Origin of the sequence: Aidingimonas halophila (assembly GCF_900106955.1) — a bacterium.
GTDB lineage: Bacteria > Pseudomonadota > Gammaproteobacteria > Pseudomonadales > Halomonadaceae > Aidingimonas > Aidingimonas halophila.
On the sequence record NZ_FNNI01000008.1, the window covers coordinates 82094 to 109048 of the forward strand.

At 61.1% G+C, this 26955-nt stretch carries 25 protein-coding genes; 9 read left to right on the plus strand and 16 right to left on the minus strand.

Annotated elements, in window-relative coordinates; genetic code table 11:
* The first annotated feature begins 172 nt into the window (after positions 1–172).
* The gene (locus tag BLW01_RS15690; RefSeq protein ID WP_092571411.1) at positions 173–421 is read left to right on the plus strand and encodes a hypothetical protein; all 249 of its coding nucleotides are present in this window, start codon (positions 173–175) and stop codon (positions 419–421) included.
* Here the strand turns inward: BLW01_RS15690 and BLW01_RS15695 are convergent.
* Positions 396–1424, minus strand: coding sequence for a C45 family autoproteolytic acyltransferase/hydrolase (locus BLW01_RS15695; protein ID WP_092571413.1), 1029 nt, complete (start codon positions 1422–1424; stop codon positions 396–398). The two genes, BLW01_RS15690 and BLW01_RS15695, sit on opposite strands and share 26 nt — an antisense overlap.
* 2 nt (positions 1425–1426) lie before the next feature.
* A complete protein-coding gene (locus tag BLW01_RS15700; protein WP_092571414.1) occupies positions 1427–2212 on the minus strand; it encodes a dienelactone hydrolase family protein in 786 nt (261 codons plus the stop codon).
* A gap of 149 nt (positions 2213–2361) precedes the next feature.
* Between BLW01_RS15700 and BLW01_RS15705 the strand changes: the two genes are divergently transcribed.
* Positions 2362–3561, plus strand: a complete 1200-nt coding sequence (locus tag BLW01_RS15705) for an ABC transporter substrate-binding protein (RefSeq protein ID WP_092571416.1) — start codon at positions 2362–2364, stop codon at positions 3559–3561.
* 70 nt (positions 3562–3631) lie between these two features.
* Here the strand turns inward: BLW01_RS15705 and BLW01_RS15710 are convergent, their stop codons facing one another.
* The 11 genes from BLW01_RS15710 to BLW01_RS15760 all read right to left on the minus strand — a co-directional run bounded on the left by BLW01_RS15710 (position 3632) and on the right by BLW01_RS15760 (position 16665).
* On the minus strand, positions 3632–4912 hold the full coding sequence (locus BLW01_RS15710; protein WP_092571417.1) for a branched-chain amino acid ABC transporter permease: 1281 nt from the start codon (positions 4910–4912) through the stop codon (positions 3632–3634).
* A complete protein-coding gene (locus BLW01_RS15715) occupies positions 4912–5916 on the minus strand; it encodes a branched-chain amino acid ABC transporter permease (RefSeq protein ID WP_092571419.1) in 1005 nt (334 codons plus the stop codon). Before BLW01_RS15715 ends, BLW01_RS15710 begins: the two co-directional genes overlap by 1 nt.
* Before the next feature lie 24 nt (positions 5917–5940).
* Positions 5941–6645 (minus strand): ABC transporter ATP-binding protein, encoded by a 705-nt coding sequence (locus BLW01_RS15720; RefSeq protein ID WP_092571421.1) that lies wholly within the window; start codon positions 6643–6645, stop codon positions 5941–5943.
* A 65-nt stretch (positions 6646–6710) separates the two neighbouring features.
* Positions 6711–7487, minus strand: a complete 777-nt coding sequence (locus BLW01_RS15725; protein ID WP_092571423.1) for an ABC transporter ATP-binding protein — start codon at positions 7485–7487, stop codon at positions 6711–6713.
* Between the two features lie 212 nt (positions 7488–7699).
* Positions 7700–8017 carry a hypothetical protein gene (locus BLW01_RS15730; RefSeq protein ID WP_092571425.1) on the minus strand — a complete coding sequence of 106 codons (318 nt, stop codon included), beginning with the start codon at positions 8015–8017 and terminating at the stop codon, positions 7700–7702.
* Between the two features lie 84 nt (positions 8018–8101).
* On the minus strand, positions 8102–8728 hold the full coding sequence (locus BLW01_RS15735) for a CerR family C-terminal domain-containing protein (protein WP_092571427.1): 627 nt from the start codon (positions 8726–8728) through the stop codon (positions 8102–8104).
* Between the two features lie 4 nt (positions 8729–8732).
* Positions 8733–11828: an efflux RND transporter permease subunit gene (locus BLW01_RS15740; protein ID WP_092571429.1), complete on the minus strand. Its 3096-nt coding sequence runs from the start codon at positions 11826–11828 to the stop codon at positions 8733–8735.
* A 7-nt stretch (positions 11829–11835) separates the two neighbouring features.
* Positions 11836–12951, minus strand: coding sequence for an efflux RND transporter periplasmic adaptor subunit (locus BLW01_RS15745; RefSeq protein ID WP_092571431.1), 1116 nt, complete (start codon positions 12949–12951; stop codon positions 11836–11838).
* A 183-nt stretch (positions 12952–13134) separates the two neighbouring features.
* Positions 13135–14964, minus strand: a complete 1830-nt coding sequence (gene typA, locus BLW01_RS15750) for a translational GTPase TypA (RefSeq protein ID WP_092571433.1) — start codon at positions 14962–14964, stop codon at positions 13135–13137.
* Positions 14965–15064: 100 nt separating this feature from the next.
* Positions 15065–16054, minus strand: a complete 990-nt coding sequence (locus BLW01_RS15755; protein WP_092571434.1) for a polysaccharide deacetylase family protein — start codon at positions 16052–16054, stop codon at positions 15065–15067.
* Between the two features lie 71 nt (positions 16055–16125).
* Positions 16126–16665 carry a glycosyltransferase family protein gene (locus tag BLW01_RS15760; RefSeq protein WP_092571436.1) on the minus strand — a complete coding sequence of 180 codons (540 nt, stop codon included), beginning with the start codon at positions 16663–16665 and terminating at the stop codon, positions 16126–16128.
* Positions 16666–17245: 580 nt separating this feature from the next.
* Between BLW01_RS15760 and glnA the strand changes: the two genes are divergently transcribed.
* The 6 genes from glnA to BLW01_RS15790 all read left to right on the plus strand — a co-directional run bounded on the left by glnA (position 17246) and on the right by BLW01_RS15790 (position 24188).
* Positions 17246–18652: a glutamate--ammonia ligase gene (gene glnA / locus BLW01_RS15765; protein ID WP_092571438.1), complete on the plus strand. Its 1407-nt coding sequence runs from the start codon at positions 17246–17248 to the stop codon at positions 18650–18652.
* 102 nt (positions 18653–18754) lie between these two features.
* Positions 18755–19339, plus strand: a complete 585-nt coding sequence (locus BLW01_RS15770; RefSeq protein WP_092571440.1) for a DUF4124 domain-containing protein — start codon at positions 18755–18757, stop codon at positions 19337–19339.
* Positions 19340–19522: 183 nt separating this feature from the next.
* Entirely contained in the window at positions 19523–20593 is a 1071-nt protein-coding gene (gene glnL, locus BLW01_RS15775; protein ID WP_092571442.1) for a nitrogen regulation protein NR(II), read from the plus strand.
* The gene (gene glnG, locus BLW01_RS15780; RefSeq protein ID WP_092571444.1) at positions 20586–22001 is read left to right on the plus strand and encodes a nitrogen regulation protein NR(I); all 1416 of its coding nucleotides are present in this window, start codon (positions 20586–20588) and stop codon (positions 21999–22001) included. Before glnL ends, glnG begins: the two co-directional genes overlap by 8 nt.
* An 87-nt stretch (positions 22002–22088) precedes the next feature.
* Positions 22089–23426: a deoxyguanosinetriphosphate triphosphohydrolase gene (locus tag BLW01_RS15785; RefSeq protein WP_092571446.1), complete on the plus strand. Its 1338-nt coding sequence runs from the start codon at positions 22089–22091 to the stop codon at positions 23424–23426.
* A gap of 3 nt (positions 23427–23429) precedes the next feature.
* Entirely contained in the window at positions 23430–24188 is a 759-nt protein-coding gene (locus tag BLW01_RS15790; RefSeq protein ID WP_092571448.1) for a ribonuclease T2 family protein, read from the plus strand.
* Between the two features lie 10 nt (positions 24189–24198).
* Here the strand turns inward: BLW01_RS15790 and BLW01_RS15795 are convergent, their stop codons facing one another.
* Positions 24199–25113 carry a nuclease-related domain-containing protein gene (locus tag BLW01_RS15795; RefSeq protein WP_092571450.1) on the minus strand — a complete coding sequence of 305 codons (915 nt, stop codon included), beginning with the start codon at positions 25111–25113 and terminating at the stop codon, positions 24199–24201.
* Between the two features lie 102 nt (positions 25114–25215).
* Between BLW01_RS15795 and BLW01_RS15800 the strand changes: the two genes are divergently transcribed.
* On the plus strand, positions 25216–26073 hold the full coding sequence (locus BLW01_RS15800) for an NAD-dependent protein deacetylase (RefSeq protein WP_092571452.1): 858 nt from the start codon (positions 25216–25218) through the stop codon (positions 26071–26073).
* A 25-nt stretch (positions 26074–26098) separates the two neighbouring features.
* Here the strand turns inward: BLW01_RS15800 and BLW01_RS15805 are convergent, their stop codons facing one another.
* Both BLW01_RS15805 and BLW01_RS15810 read right to left on the minus strand, forming a co-directional pair.
* Entirely contained in the window at positions 26099–26527 is a 429-nt protein-coding gene (locus tag BLW01_RS15805; protein WP_092571454.1) for a YbaY family lipoprotein, read from the minus strand.
* Positions 26528–26552: 25 nt separating this feature from the next.
* Positions 26553–26927 carry a translation initiation factor Sui1 gene (locus BLW01_RS15810; RefSeq protein ID WP_092571455.1) on the minus strand — a complete coding sequence of 125 codons (375 nt, stop codon included), beginning with the start codon at positions 26925–26927 and terminating at the stop codon, positions 26553–26555.
* Between the last annotated feature and the right edge of the window lie 28 nt (positions 26928–26955).

Consider the following 26955-nt stretch of genomic DNA (forward strand, 5'->3'; position numbering starts at 1 on the left):
AGGTTGCGAACGACCCTGGCCGTGCACTCTACCGATTCTCCTGCCGTGTGAACAGTCGCCGTGAAGAGCAAGGTATCTTGACAAAATGTCGCAGGCATCCTAATTTCTCATATGCAAATAACAATAATTATTATTCAAAGAGAAGATAGATGTTACATGGCGGAGGTCAACGATGTCTTACCAGATCGAAACGCGGCTCAATGGCAGCAACCCGGTCGTGCAAATCTGTGATGCCTCTTCGGGGTCGGTGAGGTTGGCATGGGAATACCCGCGCGAATTACCGGACCTCACCGCCGAGGATGAGGCCATGTTGGCGCTGCGCCGGGAAGAAGCCGTGCATGAACTGTTTCGGCGCCTGTTCCTGTTGACGACGGAGCAGTATCTGAAGGGCGAGGTTACAGAGATACCCGTAGAACGCTGATCGGCTCGCACGGTTTGCCCAGGCGGACATGCAGCTCGCGTCGGTCCAGGTTCATGGCCACGGCAAATAGCGTCTCCATGCGTTCCGCTTCGGGCTGCGCCGGATTGTGATGCCGACAGACGGCCATGGGGGCGTTGTCATGATCGCTGAGCACATCGAACAGGGCATCGGCCGTGAACTCTCCCCGCGCCGGTATCTCGCCGAGGCGTTTCCGCAGGCGTTCCAGGCGCGTATACGAGTCCGGGCGGGGGAAGTCCGCCGGGCCGGAAGGGGTACATAGGTGATTGGTGTGCGTGACGACGCCGTCATCGGGGGCGAGTTCGCCGGGCAGGCCGGGATGGACTTCCAGGCCGACGGCGTCGCCGCCGGCACCAGCGAGCAGGATATGCGCCGGCGACGCTACCCGGTCATGGGTCGCGACCCGCTTGGCAGTGGCGAAATCCGGGCTTTCCAGCATCTTGCGCAGCGCGATATGGATCGGCAGCCCCGCTCCGCAGGTTCGTGAACGGATGGCGTTGAGGCCGACGCCGACACCGGCCTCGTTCAGGCCGATCTTGGCCAGCATGCCGGCCTCGCCAAGACTGACCAGCGTCGGAATACCCTCGACCGTGATACGTAGCGCAACCACATTGTGCTGCTGGTCGGCACGCCAGTCCCAGTTCTGGGCGAGCCATTGGTCGTGATGAAAAAGGGAAAAGGCCGAACAGCCGCCGGCCTGGGTCAACGAAATTTCGCTACGGCAATTGAGCGTCAGAATGTCATCGGCATCGACCCCCGCCCCGCGTGCCAAGCCTTCGATTTCATCGAGAATCGCCGGGAAGTGACGTTCAATGGCAGGCAGGAAGCGCCGGGCCTGGTGTCGGGCGGTTTGCCAATCGAGGCCGACGAAATCATGGAAAAGCCGGTCGTAGACCGCCATGCCATGGTGGATGCGATCGGCATGCATGCTGCCATGTATTTCACCAATGGTATGGCGGTCGCCGTGGAGTTCCGTCAGCTGCATGATCACAACGTCTTGTCGAGGAAGTCCAGGAAGGCACTCCAGGACTTCTTGTCGGCACGTTCCTGATAGCGGTCCCCATCGTAAACGGTGAAGGCGTGCGGGGCACCGGAATAGACCTGGATCTCATAGGTGGCGTCGGCGGCTTCGAGCTCTTCGGCGAGCGTGGCGACATCGTCCATGGTGACCGACTCGTCAGCGCCCCCATGAGCGATCAGGATCGGCGCGATTTCATCCGGCCACTCCTGCCCTTCCGGGGTGTCCAGGCTGCCGTGAAAACTCGTGTATCCGTGTATGCCCTCGGCATCGGCGGAACGCGCCATCTCCAGAACCACGGCACCGCCGAAACAGTAGCCCATGATGACGGTATTGTCCGGAACGCCTTTCTCGCGTGCCTGCTCCAACCCGGCGAGGGTCAACTGCCGCATCCGCTCACGGTCTTCATATAGCTTCTCCATTTCCGCCTTGCGGGCATCCATTGATTCGGGGCGATTATCCTTGCCGTACAGGTCGACGGCAAAGGCGGCGTATCCCTGTTCAGCCAGCATCTCGGCACGAAGTTGCTCATATTCGGTTAGACCGTCCCAATCATGGATGATCAGGACCGTGCCTTTGGCTTCCTCCTCCGGGCTGGCGTAATACCCCTGGAAGCTTTCGTCATCGACTTCATAGGTGACCGATTCGCCGTTCGGGCCGTTGGCAAATGCGCCAGTAGAAAGTAACAGACACCCGACGCCAAGTAGTGGAGTGGTCAAGAAGGCGAACAATGGGGAATGGGCTTCCTGATTCATGGGAGCTCCTGGTTGTTGTTAGTGGACAAAATACCTGTCGATGGCGTTTAGTATAGACGCCGAACGTTGGTGGCGAAGACTTGAGTTTTGACGGTTACGGTTCCAGAGTTAAATCGTTACTCCTTTGTTAAGCAACAGCGAGAACAATCATGAAAAAAGTTCTGTTAACGGCTGCCATTACAGCGGCTTCATTGGCAACCGCAGCGCAGGCGGAGGTCAAGATTGGTTTCCTGGGCGGATTCACCGGCCAGATCGAGAGCCTGACACCGCCTATCCATGAAGGCGCTCAGTTGGCGGTCTCTCAAATCAACGAACAGGGTGGCCTCTTCGATGGGGAAACGCTGGAAATGCCCACGGCGGATACCACCTGCTCCGACTCCTCGGCAGCCAGTAACGCCGCCGACCGACTGGTGAACTCGGATGAGGTGACGGCGATCGTCGGCGCACTATGTACCGGGGCCACGGTCGCAGCGGCTAATAATGCGGCGATTCCCGGCGGTGTCGTCATGGTGTCGCCGGCGTCGACGGCGCCGGCGGTGACTGACCTGGACGATGATGATCTGGTGTTCCGCACGGTCTCCTCGGATGCCTATCAGGGTGAGATGCTGGCCAAGCTACTGCTCTCCAAGGACATCGAGGATGTCGCCGTCACCTACGTCAACAACGATTACGGCCGGGGGTTGGCGGACGCCTTCGAAGCGACCTACGAGGCGGACGGAGGGACCGTCACGGCCAACGAAGCCCATGAAGATGGCCGTGCCGATTACCGCAGTGAATTGGGTGTGCTCTCCTCCGGTGGCTCGCAGAACCTGGTGGTACTCGCCTATGCCGATGGGTCGGGGCAGACGATCCTGCGTCAGGCCTATGAAGGCGGCATGTTCACTCAGTTTGCCGGTGCCGATGGCATGGTCGGTTCCGGCCTGATCGAGGCGGTCGGTGGCGATGCGCTGGAAGGCATGATCGCCACGCGTCCTGGCACACCGGACGTTCCCGGTGCCGGCATGTTTGATGAGATGGCTGAAGAGGTTGATCTGGACCCCGAGGCCGTCTTCGCCTCGCAATCCTATGATGCTGCCTTCCTGCTGGCATTGGCCGTGGAACAGAACGGGTCGGATAGCCGCGAAGGACTCTCCGACGCCTTGCGTGACGTTGCCTCCGAGCCTGGCGAGACGATCCTGCCGGGTGAATGGGAGAAAGCCAAGCAGTTGATCGCCGACGGTGAGGAGATCAACTACGAAGGAGCTTCCGGCAGCCACGAGTTCGATGAGAACGGTGACGTACCGGGTATCATCGTCGAGATGCTGGTCGAGGATGGCGAGTTCGTGTCCAAGGGGACGCTGGACTTCTAAGCGCCTCCTGACCCGCCCTCTTCAGGCCCCGGCGATGCGTTCTCCGGGGCCTGTTCTTTATCAGGTCGGGTTAACGGTGGTGGGGAACCCGTTCGGGCATCAGTCCCTTCGGCGCATAGCGCAGTACCAGCGAGATCAACAGGCCGATCACGAAGACCCTGGCCTGCAGGGCGCGGCTGTCGAGATTGCCGGGATCCTCCCAACCGAACCACGATTGGCCGATGACGACGGCCGTATCCATCAGGAAGAGTGCCAAGGGCGCCGACATGATCCAGATGATGTAGACCAGGATCGCGCCGAACAGGGTACCGAGATTATTGCCCGGCCCGCCGAGAATCACCATCGCCAGCACCAGGAAGGTATGGTTCAGCGGTAAGTAGCCGGTTGGGTCGAAGATGCTGTTGAAGCTGGTCAGGGCGGCGCCGCCTATCCCCATCAGGATGCAGCCGAAGACGAAGATTTCCAGTCGTCGCTTGTTGATGTCCTTGCCCATGGCGGCTGCCGAGACCTCGTTGTCGCGGATGGCGCGGATGGTGCGTCCCCAGGGCGAGTGATAGGCACGGTGGAGCAGGAAGAAGATCGCGGCGATCACCACGGCGGTAATGGACAGGTAAAGCGACCGTGACAGCACGAAGCCGAGTTCGCCGGCTCCTGGTGTCGGCCAGGGAAGCGGTGACACGGTAGCGGTGCCCCGGGTCAGCCAGTCGACGTTCTTGAGGAACGCCTTGATGATCTCGGCAATGCCCAGCGTGGCGATCGCCAGATAATCGCTACGCAGCCCGAGGCAGATATGGCCGATGAAATAGCCGATACCGCCGGCCAGGGCACCGCCGACTATCCAGCCGAGCCAGGCGGGCAATCCCAGTCCACCGACGAAACCGGCTTGTGACTCGATGGCGCCGGCTACCGGCGCGAGTTGATTGACGAAGGTGAGATAAACGATCAGGGCGGCGATGATCGTCAGTGCCGTACGCAGCTGCTTGGGGATACCCAACCGGTGAAGGCGCGATATCGCCACGACCACGGCGATACCGGCCAGCAGAATCAGCAGGACACGCCCCAGTTCTCCCGGCAGATCGCTGTCCCAGAAATCCGGGTTGGGCGGCACGCTGATCAGCATGGCGCTCACACCGCCGAGTGCAACGAATCCCATGACGCCGGCATTGAACTGGCCGGCATATCCCCACTGGATGGTCAGGCCCAGTGCCAGAATGGCGTAACATGCGGCTTCCACCGACATGCGGACGCCGTAGGCCGGCCCCATGGTCAGGAAGACACCGAGGACCGGTATCGACAAGGCCAGCAACAGGAGCAGATCGCGACGAGACTGTGACATGGTGGAGAGCTTCATTACAGCACCTTCCCTTTGAACAAGCCCGTGGGTCGCCAGACCAGGATGGCGACGAGGATGAAGAAGGGCACGGTGATCTTGTATTCGGTACCGACGAACGCCAGATAGGTCGGCAATTCCCACCCGGCAGGCAGCATGTCCTGAAACGGCCGCAGCAATACGGCCCAGTTGAAGACGGCGAGCGTCTCGGCAAAGCCGACCACGAAGCCACCGGCGATGGCACCATAAGGATGACCGACTCCGCCGACGATAGCCGCAGCGAAGATCGGCAGCAGGAGGAAGAAGCTCAGGTCGGGCTTGAGCGTGACATCCAGTGACAGCAGGGTGCCGGCGGCAGTGGCCAGGGCGCCGGCAATCATCCAGGTGACAGCGATGACGGTATTGGTGTTGATACCCGACACGCGCGCCAGATCGGGGTTATCCGACATGGCTCGCATGGCCTTGCCGAGTCGCGACCGGGTCAGGAACCAGTGCAGGGCGACCACGGCGCCGACGGCAAACACGAACAGGATGATCTGGGGCTCGGTGATGACGATGGGGCGGGTGGCCAGTTCGCCGGGCAGTTCAAGGCGGAAGATATCCTTGCGTTCGGCGATGTACATGCTGCGCGACCCGGTCCCTGCGACCAAGCGGATCAGGCCTTGCAGCATCAGTGTGACGCCTAGCGAACCGATGACCAGCACGATGGGTTTGACGTTGTTATCGCGCAGCGGCTTGTAGAAGGTCCGGTCGATGCCGACGGCGGTCAGGGCGGTCATGACCATGGCGATGGGCATCAGGATCAGGGCCGATGGCAGTCCGATGGCATTGCCGATCTCCGGGAACAGCATCGTCAGTCCCAGCACGAAAAATGCGCCCAGCGTCATCATGTCGGCATGGGCGAAATGGGCAAAACGCATGATGCTGAAGACCAGCGTCACGCCAATCGCCCCCATGGCGTAGATCGAGCTGCTCACGATACCCGACACCACCACGTTGTTTATGAAGAACACCAACTCGTTCAAAGCATGGCTCCTTGCAGAAATCGTTTAGCCGCCCAGGAAACTGCGGGCGACTTCGGGGTCGTCGAGCAGGTTCCGGCCCGTGTCGGTGAAGCGATTCTGGCCGGCGGCCAGTACGAACCCCTTGTCGGCGATCTCGAGCGCCTGTTTGGCGTTCTGCTCTACCATCAGGATGCCGACACCGGCGGCGTTGATCTCCTTGATGCGGGCGAAAATCTCGTTCATGAACATCGGTGACAGCCCCGCCGTGGGCTCATCCATCAGCAGCAGGCTGGGTTCGGTCATCAATGCCCGGCCCATGGCAACCATCTGGCGTTGCCCGCCGGATAACTCTCCGGCCGGTTGGCGCCGCTTTTCCACCAGCGGGGGAAATAGCTCGAAGATCTGGTCAATCAGCCGGTCGTGCGGGCGCGGTTTGATATAGGCACCCATCTCGAGGTTTTCCTGCACGGTCAGACTGGGAAAGATGTTGTATTCCTGAGGCACGAAGCCCATGCCCAGTTGAACCAGCTTGTTGGGGGCAGTGTTGGTGATATCCTCGCCACGGAGGCGGATCGCTCCCTGGCTGACCTGGAGCAGACCGAAGATGGCCTTGAGCATGGTCGATTTGCCGGCGCCGTTGGGACCGACGATGACACCGATCTCATGGGCGTCGATCGACAGGTCGACGCCATTGAGAATGTTCATCCCGCCGTAGCCGCCATGCACAGCGTGTGCGTCGAGTAGTGGCATTGATCGTGTCTCGTTTCCCTGCATCGCGTAGGATTTCCGCCTGCCGGATGACGGTACATGTCGTGTTAGTCGGTAGTGGCCCCGGCGCCGAAATAGGCTTCGATGACGTCGGGGTTATTGCGTATCTCGTCGATGCTGCCCTCGACCATCACGCTACCCTGGGTCAGTACGATCACGGGATCGCAAAGCCGGGCGATCATATCCATGTCGTGCTCGATGACCAGGAAGGTGTAGCCATGTTCGCGGTTGAGGCGTTCGATGTTCCGTACCAGATCGACCAGCAAGGTGCGGTTGACCCCGGCTGCGATCTCGTCCAGCAGCACCACCCGAGCATCGGTCATCATGGTGCGGCCCAGTTCCAGCAGTTTTTTCTGTCCGCCGGACAGGTTGCCGGCCAACTCGTTGCGGACATGGTCGAGCCCGATGAAATCGATGACCTCCAGCGCCCTGGCGCGTACCTTCTGTTCACGGGCCTGCACCAGACCGGGTTTCAGCCAGGTATGAAACAGGTTTTCGCCGGGTTGATTCGGCGGCACCATCATCAGGTTCTCGAGAGCCGTGAGATGGGTGAACTCGTGGGCGATCTGGAACGTTCGCAGCAGGCCGCGATGGAAACGCTGATCGGCACTGAGTGAGGATATCTCTTCGCCATCGAAGTGGACCTGGCCGGAATCGGGGGCCAGGTTGCCGGCGATGATGTTGAATAGGGTGGACTTGCCGGCGCCATTGGGACCGATGAGCCCTGTGATCGAGCCTTCGGCGACGCTCAGCGAGCAGTCATTGATAATGGTCGGGCCGCCGAATGCCTTGTAGACATGGCTGACTTCGATAATGGACGACATTCAAGCCCCTGATGGTTGTCGCTCTTGTGATTCGGGGTCGTGGCGCACGGTATCCAGCCGATACCGGCCAGCCACTACTTTGCGCTACCTGAAGCACCTTGACCAGTGGACAAACGTTTAGCTTGCGTTAACGACTGGCTCTGGTAGGGCGCTAGTGTGTCGTCCGGCGTGTTCCCAGGTGTTGCTATCGTTATGTCGGTTGACGGCGACGTTCAGTCGTCGTCTTCGTCATCCTCCGGTTTGGGAGGCTCGAAGGCACGGTATTCATCGGGGAGGCGTACCGTATCGCCCAGAGAGAGTTTGCCCAGCGAGTTCAACCGACCGCCATTGCTAGGGTCGATCAACGCAACCACATCACCGATGCTGGTGTCCTCGACGTAGGCAGCAACCTTGATACGTACGACTTTCCCCTGGAAACGGGCTGACAGGATGCAACCTGCATAGGGGCGAGCATACTCATTGGGATCCTTGGCATAGTATTCGATGACGCTGTCATGGCCGGGATCATCCCATTCGACATGCTTGTGCATCTTGGCGTCCTCCGTTACCTCTTATTCCTATAGCCTAGACGGTTTTACTGCTAACGAAAATGGCCCGGGAGCCGGCCAGGCATTTCAGCCTGGACTGGTGTAGAGACGTAGATGCGAGGCGACGACGTCTTCGATGGCCTCGAGTGTGTCGGTGTCGAAGGTCTGCAGATTCAGGCGTCGCAACAGCGGCTCGCGTCCAATCAGGAAGAAGACCACCTGGCCGATCAGGGTGTGGACTTCGATGATGGTTCGGGGATCATCGGTATCGCGGCCGGTGAGTCGGCCGATCAGCGCGCTCAGGGTGGCCTGAACGATACCGAAGGCTTGTTGCTGCAGGATATCGAAGGCGTCGCTGGGCCGAACCTGTTCGCGGATCACCAGCAACAGCCACTGGCGGAGTTCGATGTCTTCGGCAAAGGTGCGGACCATGCGTCTAACGAGGGTTTCCAGCAGTTCCCGTGCCGCTGTCTGATCCTGTGGCGCCTCGAGTGGCCTGGTCAGGCCCAGGCGCTGGCGGATGGCCCCGGCGATATAGTGTGCGGCCGCCAGGTAGAGGCCGTGCTTGTTGTCGAAGTAATAGGCGATGGAGCCGATGTTGGCTCGTGCTTCATCGGCCAGCATGCGCGTGGTGGTGGCTTTGTAACCATGCTCGCCGAACAGGCGGATACTGGCGTGAATCAGGCGGTCGCGGGTACTGTCCTCGGGTGTCATGGGATCAGGCTCCGTTCTCGGGGGCTCGAGTGTCGATGGCGAAGAACATCGTGTAGAGCACCGGGATCACGCCGAGGCTCATGATCGTACCGACGCCCAGACCGAAGACCATGGCCGCAGCCATGCCGTAGAACAACGGGTCGTTGCCGATGATCAGTGGCAAAAAGCCCAGTACGGTGGTGATCGTCGACATCAGGATGGGGCGCAGACGGCGTGCCGATGCCTTGATCACGGCGTCGCGTCCGGTGGTTTCCGCGTCAGCGGTGCGGCGTTCGATATCGATGCGGTCGATCAGCACGATGGCATTGTTGATGATGATACCAGCCAGACTGTAGAGACCGAGCATCACCATGAAGCCAAAATCGGCCCTGGAGGCCAGCAGCCCCAGGGCGACACCAACGACTACCAGCGGAATGGTGGTAATGATCAGCAATGGTCGCTTGAAGGAGTTGAACTGGGCGACCAGCAGGATGAATATCAATCCGAGGCACAGTGGCAGGTTGGCTTGCAGGGCGGCTTGCCCCTCCGCCGATTCCTTCACCACGCCGTCGAACTCGATCCAGTGTCCTGGCGGCAGGCGCGCCTCGAGTTCGCTCAGTGCCGGCTCCACTTGCGGGGCCATGTCCTCGGCAGTGAGGTAACGGTTGCGCCCCTCGATCGTGATGGTGCGTACCAGATTTTCCCGGTCGATCCGGTAGTAGCCATTGTCCAGGCGCACCTCGGCGACCTGGCTGAGGGGGACGCCATCGCCGGGCGACTCCAGAGGATAGACGATCAGCGACTTGAGCCGTTCGACGCTGGCGCGTTGACGTTCCGGATAGCGCATCATCACCGGGATGATGTCGTCGCCCTCGCGATAGTGGCTGAGGTGGTAACCGTCGATAGCGCCCTGCAACGAGCGGGCGATGTCCTCGGAGGTGATGCCGGCATTGCGGGCCCGCGCCTGATCGACATCGATGGTCAGTGCGGGAATCCGTGCCTCCCAGCTATGGCGAATGTCCTGAGCGCCATCAAGCCCGCCCAGAATGGCTTCCACGTCCTGGGCCGCTGCGAACAGCACCTCACGGTCCGGGCCCTTGACCTGGACCTGGAGCAGGGTGCTGTCGGAGGGGCCCAGGAACATCCGCGTGACCTGGGGCGAGATGTCCGGCTGATGGGTGGCGAGATAGGCACGGGCGGCATGGATGACGTCATCGACCCGCTCCCGGTCGGCCACGTTGATGACCATGAAGCCCTTGTTGGGGGCGGGGTCGATGGGCGTCAGCGAGAGCACGAAGCGGGGTCCGCCGAAGCCGGAGTAGGCGGCGATACTGGTGACGTCGTCGCGCAGTGCCGGGGCCTGCCGCAACGAGTCGCTCAATTCCTGCATGCGCCGGGCGGTGGCGTTCTCGGCGATGTCCGAGGGAAAGTCGAGCGTCACCAGTACCTGGCTACGGTCCGAGTCAGGGAAGAATTTCTGGGGGACGAGTTGCATCATGGCTATGCCGGCCACCAGGGCGAGCCCCATGGCGATGAGGAACAGGACACGGTGATGGAGCACGTGGGCCAGCAATCGGGCATAACGTTCCGATACCCCGCGAAACAGCCGGTCGGACAGGGAGGGGCCGCTGTCCGTTCCTGATGTGTTCGGTGCCTTGAGAAAACGGTGGCAGAGCGTCGGCGTCACCGTCAGTGACAGGAACCAGGAGCTCAGCAGCGTGATGGTGATGACGATCGAGATGGAGCGGGTATATTCGCCGGCGACGTGTTCGGCGAGCATCAGCGGCAGGAAGACCAGAATGGTGGTCAGGGTCGAAGACAATAGCGGCAGAGCGAGTTCACTGCCCGTCTCCTTGAGAGCCTGATCACGATGGTGACCCGCCTCCAGACGGGTCTTGAAATCCTCGGCGATGACGATGGCATTGTCCACCAGCAGCCCCAGCGCGATCACCAGGGTGGCCAGGCTTGCGCGCTGAAGCGTCATTTCCGTCAGCCCCATGATGGCCAGGGTCACCAGCATCACGGCAGGAATGATCGAGCCCACGATCAAGCCTGTGCGCAGGCCGAGGAACAGCACCACCACGGCAAGGACGATGACCAGCGTCTGCATGACGCTGGCAGTCACACCATAGACGGAGTTGGCGACTTGTTCGGGCTGGAAGGTCATGATGTCGAGCTGGTAGCCCGCCGGCAAGGTGCCCCGCAACTCGTCCAGGCGCTCCTCGACCGCATGGCCGTAATCGAGCACGCTTTCTCCCTCGAGCATGGAGATGGCGAAGACGATGGCGGGTTTGCCGTTGAAATAGGCGGGGCGGTCGACCGGGTCCTGGTAACCGCGGTGGATCTCTCCCAGATCGCGGAGCCGCAGGGTGCCGCCCTCGGGAAGACGGATCTCGGTGTCGCCGAGGGCCCCGAGGTCGTCGAATTCACCGCTGACCTCCAGGGCCAGGCGTTGCTCGCCGGTGTCCAGTATGCCGCCGGGAGGATAGATGTTGCGCTGCTGTATCTGATCGGCGAGGTCGGAAGGCGAGAGCCCCAGTTCGGCCAGCCGTGCCTCGGCGATGTCTATGAAGACGCGGGGTTCCTGGATACCGAGCAGTTCGACCTTCCTGGTGCCCTCGACGCCATACAGCTCGGCCCGAATGTGTTCGGCGATTTCCTGCTGGTCGCGTTGGGGAAAGTCGTCGGCGGTGAGAGCTGCGGTGACGACTGCCACGTCGCCGAAGTCGTCGTTGATGATCGGGTCGTGGGTCCCGTCGGGTAGCTCGGGTTTGGCCTCCTCGACCTTCTTGCGCAGTTCATCCCAGATCTGGTCGAGGTCGAAATAGCGGTCCTGGATCTCCACGTGCAGGATCGAGCGGCCGCGCATGGAGGTCGATTCGATGCGCTCCACCTCGCCGATCGAGCGGACGCTCTCCTCCAGGGGTTTGGTGATATTCTCCTCCACCTGTTCCGCCGGCAGCCCGGGGAAGGCGGTGGTTACCTGCGCCTCGCGAATGGTGATCTCTGGATCCTCGCGGGCAGGCATGGCGAAGTAACTGAATATCCCATAAAGCATGGCCACCACGATGGCCAGGTAGAGGACGGGGCGGCGCCGATGGGCGAGCTGGCTCAGGTTCATGATGGCCTCAGTTGTAGCGCTCTGGCCCCTCACCGAGCAGGCTCACCTGCTGCCCGGGATGGAGGAATTCGGCGCCTCGCGCGACGATGCGATCGCCGGAGGACAAGGCACCGCTCACCCTGGCGCGACCGTCGCCGATGTCGACGACCTCGACATCGACTCGCTCGAGGCGTTCATCACCATCGATGCGTAACACGTGTGCCTGTTTGTCGGTGTCGTATTTCAGGGCGGTCAACGGGATGGGGTAGGCCTGTGTGCCGTCGGTCGGTGTGTCGAGGAACAAGGCCACCCGAGCAGTCATGCCTGAGTGCAGGCCCGGGGGCGGCATGTCCAGCTCGAGGATGATCGGGTAATCGTTGGATGAACGAGGCTGGGAGCCCAGGTGACTGAGCGTCGCCGGACTTTCGGCACCGTTGAGGGCCGGCAGGCTGACACGATGGGTCGAGCCGACCTCGAGCGCGTCGACGAGTGTCTCGGGTACGGTGGCCTCCACCTCGAACCCGTTGCGGTCGGAAATCACCTCGAGGATCGGCTGGCTGGCGCTGACGCGCTCCGCGGGTTCGGCCTGGCGTTGGCTTACCGAGCCGTCGAAGGGCGCATGCAGCGTGGTCAAGGTCAGGTCCCGGTCGGCCAGTTCACGGGCGGCGATGGCAGCGGCATGGCGTGACTCGGCGGTGTCCAGGGCCGCCTGCGCGGCATCGAATTGTGACGCGCTAACATACTCTTTCTGCACGAGTTCCGACTGGCGTTGGTAATCCTGACGCTTCTCCTTCAGCGAGGCTTCTGCTTCGCGTGCTTCTGCACGGCGTTGCTGGGCCACCAGGCGGTAGCGTTCGTCGTCAATGGTGGCGAGCGTCTCACCGGCCGAAAAGTCATCGCCCACATCTACCGCGACACTCTCGAGTTCACCGGCGATCTCGAAGCTCAAGGTCGTTTGCTCAGCGGCCTGCACCTGTCCCGAGAATCGGCCGATTCGCTGGCCGCCATCCGTCTGGATCGTATGACTGTCCACCACGGTCGGGATGTCGGGGGGCGACGTGGTTTCGGGGGAACAGCCCATGAGCAGAAGGGCGAGCCCCATCAGTAGTGTGCAGGTGAGCGAGACAGGTTTGTCGATGGGCATGGGCGGTTCTCGGAATGAACATCCAGGGCTGTGAGTCAGCGTATTAATCAAATGATTAAATTGCAAGTCAATAGCATCGTTGCCCTGGAGGGTTGGCCGATCGGCAGGTATACAGCGGCTTGGCGATATCGCGAATCCCATCACCGACACCCTTGGCAGGGCGTCGGTGATGAGTGGAATAGCTTACTTCTTGCTGGCGCGCTTGCGTTCGTGCTCCTTGAGATACTTCTTGCGCAAGCGAAGGTGGTTGGGCGTGACTTCGACCAGTTCGTCATCATCGATGAACTCGACGGCCTGCTCGAGCGTGAACCGGATGGGTGGTGTCAGCACCATGTTCTCGTCGTTACCGGAAGCGCGCATGTTATCGAGCTTCTTGGCCTTGGTGGGATTGACCACCATGTCGTCGGCACGATTGTTGATGCCGACCAGCATGCCTTCATAGACTTCGGTGCCGTGGTCGACGATCAGCTTGCCGCGATCCTGAAGGGCAAACAGCGCATACGTCAGCGCCTTGCCATCGACCATCGAGATCAGGACCCCGTTGCGACGTTCAATGGACGCATCGGGCTTTAGCGGGCCATAGTGGTCGAAGCGGCTGGTCAGGATGCCGGTGCCGGAGGTCAAGGTCAGGAACTGGCCACGGAAGCCGATCAGGCCACGTGCCGGAATGATGAAATCCAGCCGTACCCGGCCCTTGCCGTCGGGCTGCATGTTGGAAAGCTCGCCCTTGCGATAACCGAGTTCCTCCATGATCGCCCCTTGATGCTGCTCCTCGCAGTCGATGATCACTTCCTCGTACGGTTCCTGCTTTTCACCGTCGATGTCGCGAATGATGACTTCGGGGCGCCCCACGGCGAGTTCGTAGCCTTCACGACGCATCGATTCGATCAGCACCGACAGGTGCAACTCGCCACGACCGGAAACCTTGAATTTCTCCGGCGAATCGCCCTCTTCGACACGCAGCGCGACGTTGTGGATCAATTCCTGTTCCAGCCGCTCCTTGATATTGCGGCTGGTGATGTACTTGCCGTCGCGGCCGGCAAACGGCGAATCGTTGACCTGAAAGGTCATGGAGACGGTAGGTTCATCCACCGTCAGGGCCGGCAGCGCGTCCACCGCCGCTGGATCACAGAGTGTGTCGGAGATCGCCAGGTCGTCGATACCGGTGATGCAGACGATGTCCCCGGCGGTTGCCTGGTCAGTCTGTACCCGTTCCAGGCCGAGGTGAGTCATGACCTGGCCGATCTTGCCGCGCCGTGTCTGGCCTTCGGCATTGACGACGGTGACCTGCTGGTTGGGACATACGGCGCCACGGGTGATCCGCCCGAGGCCGATGACACCGACATAGCTGTTGTAGTCCAGTGCCGAGATCTGCATCTGCAATGGACCATCGAGTTCGACCTTGGGGGGCTCGACGATATCGACGATCGTTTCGAACATCGGCGTCATGTCGTCGGCCAATCGGTCGGGGTCCGGACCGGCCACGCCGTCCAGGGCCGAGCAGTAGATGATCGGGAAGTCGAGCTGTTCGTCGCTGGCGCCGAGATTGTCGAACAGATCGAATATCTGATCGATCACCCAGTCGGGACGTGCACCGGGACGGTCGATCTTGTTGACCACGACGATCGGCTTGAGCCCCTGATTGAAGGCCTTCTGGGTCACGAAGCGCGTCTGCGGCATGGGGCCGTCGACGGCATCCACCAGCAGCAGCACCGAGTCGACCATCGACATGACGCGCTCGACTTCGCCGCCGAAATCGGCGTGTCCCGGGGTGTCGACGATATTGATGTGGTAGGGCTGGTCGTCGCCGGGGGGCTGCCATCGAATCGCCGTGTTCTTGGCCAGGATGGTGATACCACGCTCCTTTTCCTGGTCCGTGGAGTCCATGATGCGCTCCTGTCCCTCGGCCTTGCGGTCGAGGGTGCCGGATTGCTGGAGCAGTTTGTCGACCAGGGTGGTCTTGCCGTGGTCGACGTGGGCGATGATGGCTATGTTGCGAAGTTTCTCGATCACGTCGGGATCCTGCTGCGAAAAGTGCGCGCATTATAGGGTGTGCGCCCCGTCCTCGACTAGTACCCCGAGGCGGAATATGGCTTTTGATGACGACCCCGGATTACAAGTGGCCCAACAGCCAGTCATAAAGACGGCCGGGACTTTGGGCGACCGGCTGGCTGATGGGAATACGTGGCAGGGCCAGCGGATCGTCATGATGGCTCAACCAGCCACCGTTGCCCGCCAGGCCGGTACTGACACCGCAACGGCCGGCCAACTGCTTGAGGCGGGATGAGGGGTGTGGGTCGCTGAACGCAAAGGCATCCAGCGGCGCGCGACACAGTTTGGCAAGGTCCCGTCGGGAGCGGCGGATCTGGAAGCTGGCCGCCCGGTCATCGAGTATGTCGAGCGGGTGAGGACGTACGCCATGTGCCCCGAAGCGGAACAGCCCACTGGCTTCCAGGCGTCGCACGCTGAACGGATCGAGCCCATGCGGTATTTGACCGAGTTCGCGGTGCAGGTGGTCGGTGGCGGCATCCAGCTTGGTCGGCGGCGCTTGTTGCAGGGTCGTCAGATAACGCAGCAGGGCACGACTGTAGGCATCATCCGGGTGAGCCGGCGGCATGGGAGGCAGTGGCAGGCCGGCATCGCCCAGCGTATCGCGGATCAGGTCGAGGCGTTGCCGCGACCAGAGCCCTTCGGCCAGCACTTCCCACCAGAAACCTCGCGGCTTGCCGAGCAAGCCGGTACTGACGAAGATACTTGCCGGCAAGGCATAGTGGTCGAGGACCGGGGCGGCGGTCTCGGCCGTGTCCCGCCAACCGTCATCGAACGTCAGCGCAATACAGGCACGCGGATCGCGATGCGCTTTGAGCGCTGTGTCGAGACTGACGATCCGCGCGACCTCGACCAGACTCATCAGCAAATGGCGGAAGCTCTCGGGGCCGAGGCAGTAAGGCGCACGATGCGGCCGTCTCGCTTCCTGTTCGTCCGGGAGAACCCGGTGCAGTACCAGGATGGCGCTGCGACCGCGCAGCGGCTCCGTCATGCTACGTCGCCAATGGCCCCGCAGTCGCTGGGCGATATCCCGTGTCAGTTCGAGTCCTTGCATGGCGTTGCTCCTCTAGGGAGTCTTTCTACCAGTGTATCGGTTATTGTGGTGATGGGTAGGCGCCGATCGGGTTACAGGGTGACTTCTATCACACGAGCCTGACAGGCCCGCAAACGGTCGATGAGATCCTGGTAAGCGGTATCGTCGAGCGTGGGGTCGAAACCGCCGATACGCTCGAACCACTGCCGCCGAACACATAGCGTGCCGGGCATCAACGGTGTACGCCAGAGGCGTCTCAGGCCACGCGTCCTGTCGTGGCGTGGTGCCTTGAACACGACGGCATCCCAGGCATGCTCGCTGAGCAGACGGTCAGCATCGCTGAGCCAGTTGGTGCCGAGCTTGCTGCGTGGAGCAAGAAAGACCAGGGCTTCGCCCGGACTCTGACTGACGGCAGCGTTGCCCCGGGCGCCGATAGACCCCTGTTCAAAGGCTTCGAAGCGGGCGCCGAACCGCCGACTCAAGGTGGCAAGACGCGCGTTATGGCTGTGGCTGACGACACGCACATCGGTGCGCCCCGGGAAATGCTGAATGGCATTTCTGAGCGTGGCTAGACACCGGGGCAAGCGGGATGCCATGAGCCCGGTGTCTACGATGATGCAGTAGCCATTCATCGACGTTGCCACCTTGTGTAAACGTTGCAATATCACTGTATTTGAGTGCATCCGTCGTCGATGAGTTGCAGCCACCACCCTCATGAACCGGGTTGCAATGAGTGGTGCGGCTCGTGCTGGCCATCGAATGGGAAACCGAACCGCTTATGTAATAAATAGTAGTCTTTGGTTTCATAAAGTATCAATTGTTTTCTGAATGATTTTTTTGATGCTGCTTGCCCTGTCCTCATGCAGAGAGTTGACCTCGAATGCTGCAGTTGAACCACCAGGCAGCACATGTAGTGCACTAATCTTGTGCAGTCTCGGAGTGATTTGCTCATTCTTGGTGCGTTTCTGCACTCAAGGAAGCATGACAGTGAATTTACGGACGTGAGAGCCGGACGGTAACTTGTTGAAAACGTAGTGTTGACAAGGGTTTTTACCCCCTTGTGCGCCATTTTGGCACGTTGCCTGCATTACACTCGGTAGCGTCACTATCCGATAGCGTTTGTCATAACGTCGTGGGCAAGTTGCCCGGGGCATGCTACAAACGACGCTGGACACGCAAGCCAACGATTTGAGCCTTAATGTGGAGGACAACATGTCTGAGAAGACCCTCGCCCTGATCGAAGAACATGACATCAAGTGGGTCGATCTACGGTTTACCGATACCAAAGGTAAAGAGCAGCACGTCACCATTCCGGCCAGGGATGTCGACGAGGAATTCTTCGAAGAAGGGCAGATGTTCGATGGTTCCTCCATTTCCGGCTGGAAGGGCATCAATGAGTCCGACATGATCCTGCGTCCGGAAGATGGGACCGGCTATCTCGACCCGTTCACCGAAGACGCGACCCTGGTCCTGCGTTGCGACATCATCGAGCCGGCCACCATGCAGGGCTACGAGCGGGATCCGCGCTCCATCGCCAAGCGTGCCGAAGCTTACCTGCAGTCCAGCGGTCTGGGCGATACCGCCTTCTTCGGTCCCGAGCCCGAGTTCTTCATCTTCGATGAGGTGCACTGGAAAGCCGATATCGAAGGCGCCATGTACAAGGTGACCTCCGAAGAAGGCGCCTGGGCGACCGACCGCAGTGTCGAAGGTGGTAACCTGGGGCACCGTCCGCGCGTCAAGGGCGGCTATTTTCCGGTCCCGCCGGTGGATAGCTTCCACGATATTCGTAGCGCCATGTGTAACACCCTCGAGGCGATCGGCCAGAATGTCGAAGTCCACCACCACGAGGTGTCCAACGGCGGTCAGAACGAGATCGGCGTCAAGTTCAATACCCTGGTCAAGAAGGCTGACGAGGTTCAGGAGCTTAAGTACGTGATCCACAACGTGGCCCACGCGTACGGCAAGACGGCGACCTTCATGCCCAAGCCGCTGGTTGGTGATAACGGCAGTGGCATGCACGTCCACCAGTCCTTCTGGAAGGATGGCCAGAACCAGTTCGCTGGTGACCAGTACGCCGGCCTCTCCGAGACGGCACTCTATTATATCGGCGGCATCATCAAGCACGCACGTGCCCTGAATGCCTTTGCCAATGCCTCGACCAACTCCTACAAGCGACTGGTGCCAGGCTTCGAGGCGCCGGTCATGCTGGCATACAGCGCCCGCAACCGTTCGGCGTCCATTCGTATCCCCTATACTGCGAGTCCGAAAGGCAAGCGCGTCGAGCTCCGCTTCCCGGATCCGACCGCCAACCCCTACCTGGCCTTCTCGGCGATGTTGATGGCCGGTATCGATGGTATCAAGAACAAGATCCATCCGGGCGACGCCATGGACAAGAACCTGTATGACCTGCCGCCTGAAGAGGGCAAGGCGGTTCCGACCGTGGCCGAGAGTTTCGAACAGGCCCTGCAGGCGCTCGACGATGATCGCAGCTTCCTGACCGAAGGCAATGTCTTCACCGATGAGATGATCGACGCCTATATCGAACTCAAGGGCGAGGATGTCGAACGTCTGCGCATGACCACGCATCCGGTCGAGTTCGACCTGTACTACAGCTGCTGATGTACTGACGCATCGACATGTCCGATGGTCAAGGGCCCCGCATTGGCGGGGCCCTTTGCATGGGACGGACGCATGGCGATGATTGACCCAGGGAGGGTGTCAATGCCGTTGGGAAGAGAACCGTATCGCCGCCTGGTGATGGTGGGGATGATCACTCTCCATGGACTGTCGGCTCATGCCGAGAGCGCAATCTATCGAGTCATCGACGAACAGGGGCGAGTACTGTTCACCGATCGGCCGCAGAGCGGCAGTGAACGTGTCGATATCCCCCAGCCGTCGGCGGTCCTGCCCGTTTCCAGGGTAGCTATCGGTGGGCTTGAAAATGATGAACATGTCGAGCCACCACCAACATCCTACTCGGCATTCAGCATCGTCGCGCCTGAGCATGAAGCGACTCTGCCGACCGGTCAGGCGGGTGATGTCGTGGTGGAATTCGCCGTCGCACCGGCATTGCATGAATCGCATCGTATCCAGTTGCGACTCGATGGTGAGGTCCGCCATTCCCCGGCGCATGCTCGGTCATTGTCTCTATCCGGTCTGGTGCGTGGCGAGCATACCCTCGAGGCAGAACTGCTCGATGCCGATGGCAAGGTGTTGCAGCGGAGCAAACCGGTAACGCTGTATGTGCAGCGTGCCGGCATCAATCTACCGGCCAATCCCAACAACCCCGATCGGTCATTGAAGTGAGTGCCATCCGGTAGCGTATGGAGGGTTCAGGATGCGCGGTTCGTGATCGATAGCCGCCTACATGTGCACTAAAATGGTGCATTGAGGGTTGTTGCACCGCGATGAACCCGCCATTGTCGGAGGGGGCCATGCTGGCGCGCTTCTTGCACATCAATAGTGAATGCCATTTAACCGGGACGCACCATGTATCAACGCTTGCTGGAACATCTGACCACGGCTGTCTTGTTGCTCGACGGTACCTTGCGTGTGCGCTGGATGAATCCTGCGGCGGAGGCCATGCTCGCGGTCAGTCTGGGACGGGTGCAGGGTACCTGGCTGGACAGTCTGGCCGGGTTGGAAGGTGAAGTGGCGTCTGTGCTGGCCAAGGCCCGGCGCGACTTTCATCCATTCACCCAGCGGGAAGCACAGTTGCTCATTCCCGGGGGCGACGCCGTGACTGTCGATTTCACCGTGACACCGCTCTCCGATGACGAGTTGTTGCTGGAGCTCGAGCCGCGTGATCGTTTGCTGCGTATCTCCCGCGAGGAGGCGCTGATCGCCCGTCAGGAAACGATCAAGGTGCTCTCGCGCGGGCTGGCCCATGAAATCAAGAATCCTCTTGGCGGGATACGTGGCGCCGCTCAATTGCTGGAACGGGACCTGCCTGACCCACAGTTGGCCGAGTTTACGCATATCATCGTCGAGGAGGCGGATCGCCTGCGCGATCTGGTCGACCGGATGCTCGGTCCCAATCGGCTGGAACAGCATGAACCGCTGAATATCCACAAGGTGTTGGAGCGGGTGCGGACACTGTTGATCGCCGAGCATGCCGAGGTCGAAGTGATTCGTGACTATGATCCCAGCCTACCGGAGCTCTCCGGCGATGAAGGGCAGTTGATCCAGGCGGTGCTCAATGTGTCGCGCAATGCCGTGGAAGCGATGGAAGAGAGTGGGATCGAGCAGCCGACCCTGATGTTGCGGACTCGCGCGCGACGCCAGTTCACGCTGGGTGCCGAACGTCATCGGTTAGTGTGCGAAGTCGCAATCATCGACAATGGCCCCGGCATTCCCGAGTCACTGCGTGAGACGTTGTTCTATCCCATGGTGTCAGGTCGCGCCGAAGGGAGCGGCCTGGGACTTTCCATCGCTCAGTCGATACTGCATCAGCATCAAGGATTGATCGAATGCGATTCCCATCCCGGACGAACCGAGTTTCGTCTGTTGATTCCCCTGGAGACGCCGAGGACTGCCGCTGCTGGAGGCTCTGATGACTGAAGATACCGCACGTATCGTGATCGTGGACGACGATCGTGCCATTCGCTGGGTACTGGAACGTGCCCTGGCCCAGCCGGATCTGGAAGTGGAGAGCTTCGAGCGTGGCGATGCCGCGCTGGACAGCTTGCTCAAGGACCCGCCTGAGGTCCTGCTCACCGACATCCGCATGCCGGGACTGGACGGGCTGGATCTCATGGCGCAGGTCCGCGAGGCGTACCCGGATTTGCCGGTCATCGTGATGACCGCCCATTCCGATCTGGATAGTGCCGTGGCGTCCTATCAGGGCGGTGCGTTCGAGTACTTGCCCAAACCTTTTGATGTCGATGAGGCCCTGTCGCTGGTTCGGCGCGCCGTGGCCCATGCTCGTGAACGACAGAGTCCGGCGCGGGCGCCGGAGGGATTGTCGGCGGAAATCATCGGCGAAGCGCCCGCCATGCAGGAGGTGTTCCGTGCCATCGGTCGACTTTCGCAGTCTCATATCACGGTACTGATCAATGGTGAATCGGGAACGGGCAAGGAGCGCGTTGCTCAAGCGTTGCACCAGCATAGCCCGCGGGCCGACAAGCCGTTCATCGCCCTGAACATGGCGGCGATACCCAAGGACCTGATGGAGTCGGAACTGTTCGGCCATGAAAAGGGCGCGTTCACCGGTGCCACGGCGCAGCGGCGGGGCCGGTTCGAACAGGCCGACGGGGGCACTCTGTTCCTCGACGAGATCGGCGATATGCCGCCGGATACCCAGACCCGGCTGCTGCGCGTGCTGGCCGATGGGGAATTCTACCGGGTGGGCGGCCATATGTCGGTCAAGGCGGATGTGAGGATCATTGCCGCGACTCACCAGAATCTGGAAACCCTGGTCGAGGAGGGGCGCTTCCGTGAGGATCTTTTCCATCGTCTCAACGTCATTCGCGTCCACCTGCCGAGACTCGCCGAACGTCGCGAGGATATTCCCCGGCTGGCGGAGCATTTCCTGGCCGAAGCCGCCAAGGAGCTGGCCACCGAATCCAAGGTGTTGACCAAGGAGGCTGAGCAGCATCTGACCCGCCTTCCCTGGCCAGGCAACGTGCGGCAGCTCGAAAACACCTGCCGCTGGTTGACCGTCATGGCCTCGGGCCGGGAAGTCCTGGTGGACGATCTGCCACCGGAGCTGCGCCAGGCCGATGACGAGGAAGCTGCTGCCGGCGATTGGCGTGCCGCCTTTCGCGACTGGGCCGATCGCGCTCTGGCTGCCGGCCATACGCATCTGCTCGAGGAGGCCGTGCCCGACTTCGAGCGTATTCTGATCGAAACGGCGCTCAAACATACCGGCGGACGCAAGGGAGAGGCGGCCGAGTTGCTCGGTTGGGGACGCAATACCCTGACTCGTAAGGTGAAGGTGCTGTTGCCGGCGCTGGCGGACAGCGACTGAACGCGGCTCTCGTTCACTCGGGCGCATTGACCGTGGCAAACGACGGCCAAGCGGTGCCAGAATGGGCCTCTCAAGGAGAGAAAGCTCATGACCCAAATGCAATGGGAACGGCTGCTGGCACCGACCCGTCTCAACGATAAACCGCGGGGCTCGCGGGAAGAAATCGGACGCAGTCCGTTCCACAAGGACCATGACCGGATCGTTTTCGCCGGTTCGTTCCGTCGCCTGGGGCGCAAGACCCAGGTTCATCCGTTGACCGACAACGACCATATCCACACGCGACTGACGCATTCGCTCGAAGTCGGGTGTGTCGGGCGCTCGCTGGGGATGATGGTCGGTGAAGGGCTCAGTCATCGTCTGCCCGACTGGATCACGCCGGCCGATCTCGGCGTGATCGTGCAAGCGGCGTGCCTGGCGCATGATATCGGCAATCCCCCGTTCGGCCATGCCGGTGAATACGCGATACGCGACTGGTTCAAACGTGCCGATCAGGAGCCGGACGGACTGCTCGATGGTCTCTCCGACACCGAGCGTGCCGACCTGCTGACGTATGAGGGGAACGCGCAGGGGTTCCGTATCGTCACCCAGATCGAATACAACCAGTTCCGCGGGGGAATGCGTCTGACGGGAGCAACGCTGGGCACGCTGCTCAAGTATCCCTGGACGGTGGAGTATGGTGGTGCCGCCGGCAAGTTCGGCAGTTATCAATCCGAGAAACATCTGCTTGCCGAGGTCGCCAGGCGGCTTGGTCTCAAGTCGCGCGGTGACTGGGTCTGGTGTCGCCATCCGCTGGCCTGGCTGGTCGAAGCGGCCGATGACATCTGCTATGCGTTGCTTGATCTCGAGGACGGACTGGAAATGGATATCCTGCGCTTCGAGGAAGTCACCGAAGTGCTGATGCACATCGCAGGTGGGGTGCCGGCGGACTACGAGTCGATGGAACGTGACGGTGTCTCTCAGCGTCGTCGTATCGCGGCGCTACGCGGGGCGGCGATGGAGCGCGCGGTCACGGATGTGGCCGAGGTGTTCGTGCAGCATGAACAGGAGCTCCTCAATGGCGCCTTGAAGGAGGACCTGCTGGAGCTGTGCCATCCCGATCTCGGGTGGGGGGTCGGTGCCGCCAAGCGGCTGGCGCGGGAGCGTATCTTCCAGAACGAGCGCAAGGCCAAGCTGGAGATCGGTGCCTACACGACACTGGGTATCCTGCTCGAAGCCTTCATCGGCGCCGCCCACGAGTTGCACTATACCGGTCACTCCTCCTTCAAACACCAGCGGGTACTCGCCCTGATCGGCGAAAATACACCGCGTCCCTCCTGGAGTCTCTATGACAGTTATCGGCGAATGCTCGATTTCATCGGTGGCATGACCGATCACTTTGCCGTGGATCTGGCTCAGGAAATGGGAGGACGCCTCAAGGGAGACTGAGCGATGCATCGTGGCCTGCCGGTCATTCTGTTGCTGCTTTGCTGGGGATGGGGCTCGGCCGTTCAGGGGGACGGCACCGGCTCGCTGGATGTTGAGGGCGTGGATCATTATACCCTGGCATTGACCTGGCATCCCGGCTTCTGCGCCACTCAGGGGCAGTCGCGTGACGAATGTCGTGACCCTGACGAATCGAGTGCCGAAGGTTTCGTGTTGCATGGCCTGTGGCCGTCACTGCCGGCCCGTCTGGCCGAGCGGGGCATCGACCGCCGGCGCTGGTGGCAGGATGGCTGTTTCATCGAGGATTCACGGCCCGACGGGGGATTTTGTGCCCACCCCGCACCGGCGCTGCCTGACGCCTTGTCCAACGATCTGGCTGATGCCATGCCGGGTCGCGAGAGCTGCCTGGATCACTATCAATATGCCAAGCATGCGGCCTGCCTGTCGTTGCCCGAAGAGGCGTACTTCGCGCGAGCGGTCGAACTTCTGGCGCGCTTCAATGACAGTGCGTTCGTGGATTTTGTCGTGATCAACCGGGGGAGTGACGTTGCCATCAACGATTTGATCGCCGTGTTCGAGTCGTCGTTTGGCGAAGGTACCGGTCAAGCTCTGCACCTGGCCTGTCGGGGAAGAGGCAATCGCATTCTCAGCGAGATTCGAATCGGTATCGATGCCGAGCGGCTCGATGCGTTTCCGGCCACGGAGTCACTGGTTCCGCTGCGTCCCGGTGAATGTGCACCACGTGTCCGCATCGCATCGATGTGAGTCGGATGGGTTACACCGATGGCGTCTGGAGATGGCGTAATTCGTCAACCAGAGCGGCGCGCTTCATCAGGGCGCGAATGACCTCATCATGGAGCTGGTCGGTCATGTCACCGGTCGGTAACCGGCGGAGATCATCGGCCAGGTGGTCGCCACTGACCACCAGTAGATCGTCGGGGCCGTGACGCGTATCGATGACCCAGCCGGGCAGGGCGAGAACCCCCTGTACCGGGATATTGGTGCTGCATTCGCGTGCCAACCATTGTCGCAGCCACTGGGTGGCTTGCCGGGTCTTGCGTAACGGGCGGCGCTCTTTCCAGCCGGGAAAATGCAGCTGTTCGCGTTCGACGCGTACCCGGTTGCGTTCCTGGCCGGTGGCATCGAGTGGGCGGGTGCGGGCACGGGTTTCGATAACGAAGACGCCGTGCGGCGTCACGGCGACATGGTCGATGGTATACGTATCCGCCGGGATGTCGTGAAAAATGACGTAGGGGTGCGCATCGGGCCGGACCAGGCGCTCGAGCTCCTGGCCGACAGCGAGCTCACAGGCCAGCCCCAGCTTGAGACGGCGGATGCGCTGGAAGTCCCGGATCAGCAGTAAACAGAAGACCAGCGCGAGAATCGTGGTGAGCACGCCGTAGAGCCCCCATTCGATCCAGTCCTGCTCACGGGCGAACAGCATACGACCCATGCCGTAGACCAGGGGAGCCAGGATGACGATCGGGCCGAGGGAGCCATCGAGAAACAGGCCGGCGAACGCGCGGTCAAGGCGATCGCGCAGTGCCTGGCCGGGCTCGCGTAGCTGGTGCGCATCGAACGGGGAGCGTACTCTGGCATCGTGAAGGTTGCGCAGAAAGACCACGATGACCGCCATGGCGCCCAGAGGGAGCAGGAAGATCAGCGGTAATAGGTATTCCAGCCAGGCCATCGCGGGGTTTCCTTGCCCGAGAGTATGTCAGTGAGCCTACATTCTAGCCAAGCATGCCTGCTTGGGGCCATTATCGTCGTTAACACGTGTCGGAAATCATGTATGTCACAGCCCGAGAGCCCGCTCATCGCCGATGCCGATATCGAGGCGCTCGCCGCCTTCGTTGCACGTCATCCGCGTCTGGCCGTGGTGACAGGCGCCGGCGTTAGCACGGAAAGTGGAATCCCCGATTATCGTGACGATCAGGGGGACTGGAAACGTTCACCGCCGATGTCGCATCAGGTGTTCATGTCCAGCCATGCGGCACGACAGCGATACTGGGCCCGGGCGCTGATTGGTTTTCGCGCACTACAAGGGGCTCGTCCCGGTCCGGCGCATCATGCCCTGGCCCGTCTTGAGCAACTGGGGCGCATAGGAAGCCTGATCACCCAGAATGTCGACGGATTGCATCAACAGGCCGGTTCGACGCGGGTGATCGACCTGCATGGCCGAGCCGATATCGTGCGCTGTATGTCTTGCGGTGCACGGCGTATGCGACATGATCTGCATACGGAACTGGCTGACCGCAACCCGCATTGGCTTGATGCCGGGGCCCGGGCAGGCCCGGATGGCGATGCCGATCTGGAAGCCGACTTTTCCGGTTTTCTGGTCCCCGATTGCTCACACTGTAGTCACGGCATATGGAAACCGGACGTCGTTTTCTTCGGTGACAGTGTGCCGTCGGCTGTCGTCAATAAGGCCTACCGGTCGCTGGAGTTCGCCGATGCCTTGTTGATCGTGGGGTCGTCGTTGATGGTGTTTTCCGGGTATCGGTTCGCCCGTGCCTGTGCCCAGGCCGGCAAACCGATTGCCTGCCTGAACCTGGGGCGTACACGGGCTGACGACCTTTACACCCTCAAGGTCGCAGCGCCGGCGGGACGAGGGTTGTCCGCGCTGATCCGGATGCTCGGGTCCGGATGATGCGCTGATGCGGTCTCCATTGTCGTCAATTACCGCCATCCGAGTCGCGCGGCAAGGGAACCAGCTTGATCGTGGGGAGTTGATCGTCTCCGCCATCCCATACCGGAACCGGCTCATCTTCGGCGTGGGTCAATCGGCCGTCCTGGCGCAATTCAGCACGCAGCACATAGCGGCTGTCGCTGTCGATGGCGCTGGCATCATACCGCAGAGTGGCGGTGTAGGGAGGATCACCGAGGCGCTCCATACGGTTCTCGGCGATGACCCGGCGCTCGTTCTCGGTGTCGTCGATCAGGTTGATGCGTAATTCGGCATCGTCATCGGTGTCGATCGGTTCCTCGCTGTCGACCCGCACGTCCAATGTCTCGAACCGTGGCCCGCCGGCACAGGCGGCAAGACTGATCATCAGCCAGCACGACAAAAGTAAAGTCACAAGGCGGAAAAGGCGTCGGGGCATCTTGCTCTCCTGTTGCGGGTTGATGTCAGCCGCCGGCCAGCTTGACGGTAAAGCCACGGTTTGCCAACTCTCGCTTGAGCGTATCGCGTTGATCCCCCTGGATCTCGATCACCCCATTCTTGAGGGCGCCTCCGGTACCACAGCGCTGCTTGAGAGCCTTGGCCAGCGCTTTCAACTCCTCGGTGGGAAGCGGCACACCGTCGACAATCGTGACCCCCTTGCCTTTGCGTCCACTGGTTTCACGGCGAATCCGCACGATACCGTCAAGGTCGGCGAGCCGTTCCTGCTCGGCACGATCCTGGCATTCGCATTCATCGACCGGTCGGCGGCAGTCCGGACATAACTGGCCTTCATCAGTGGAATAGACCAAGCCTCGCAGTTGATCCTGTAGTGATGGCATACCTGACTCCTGGCTCACGGCATGATGG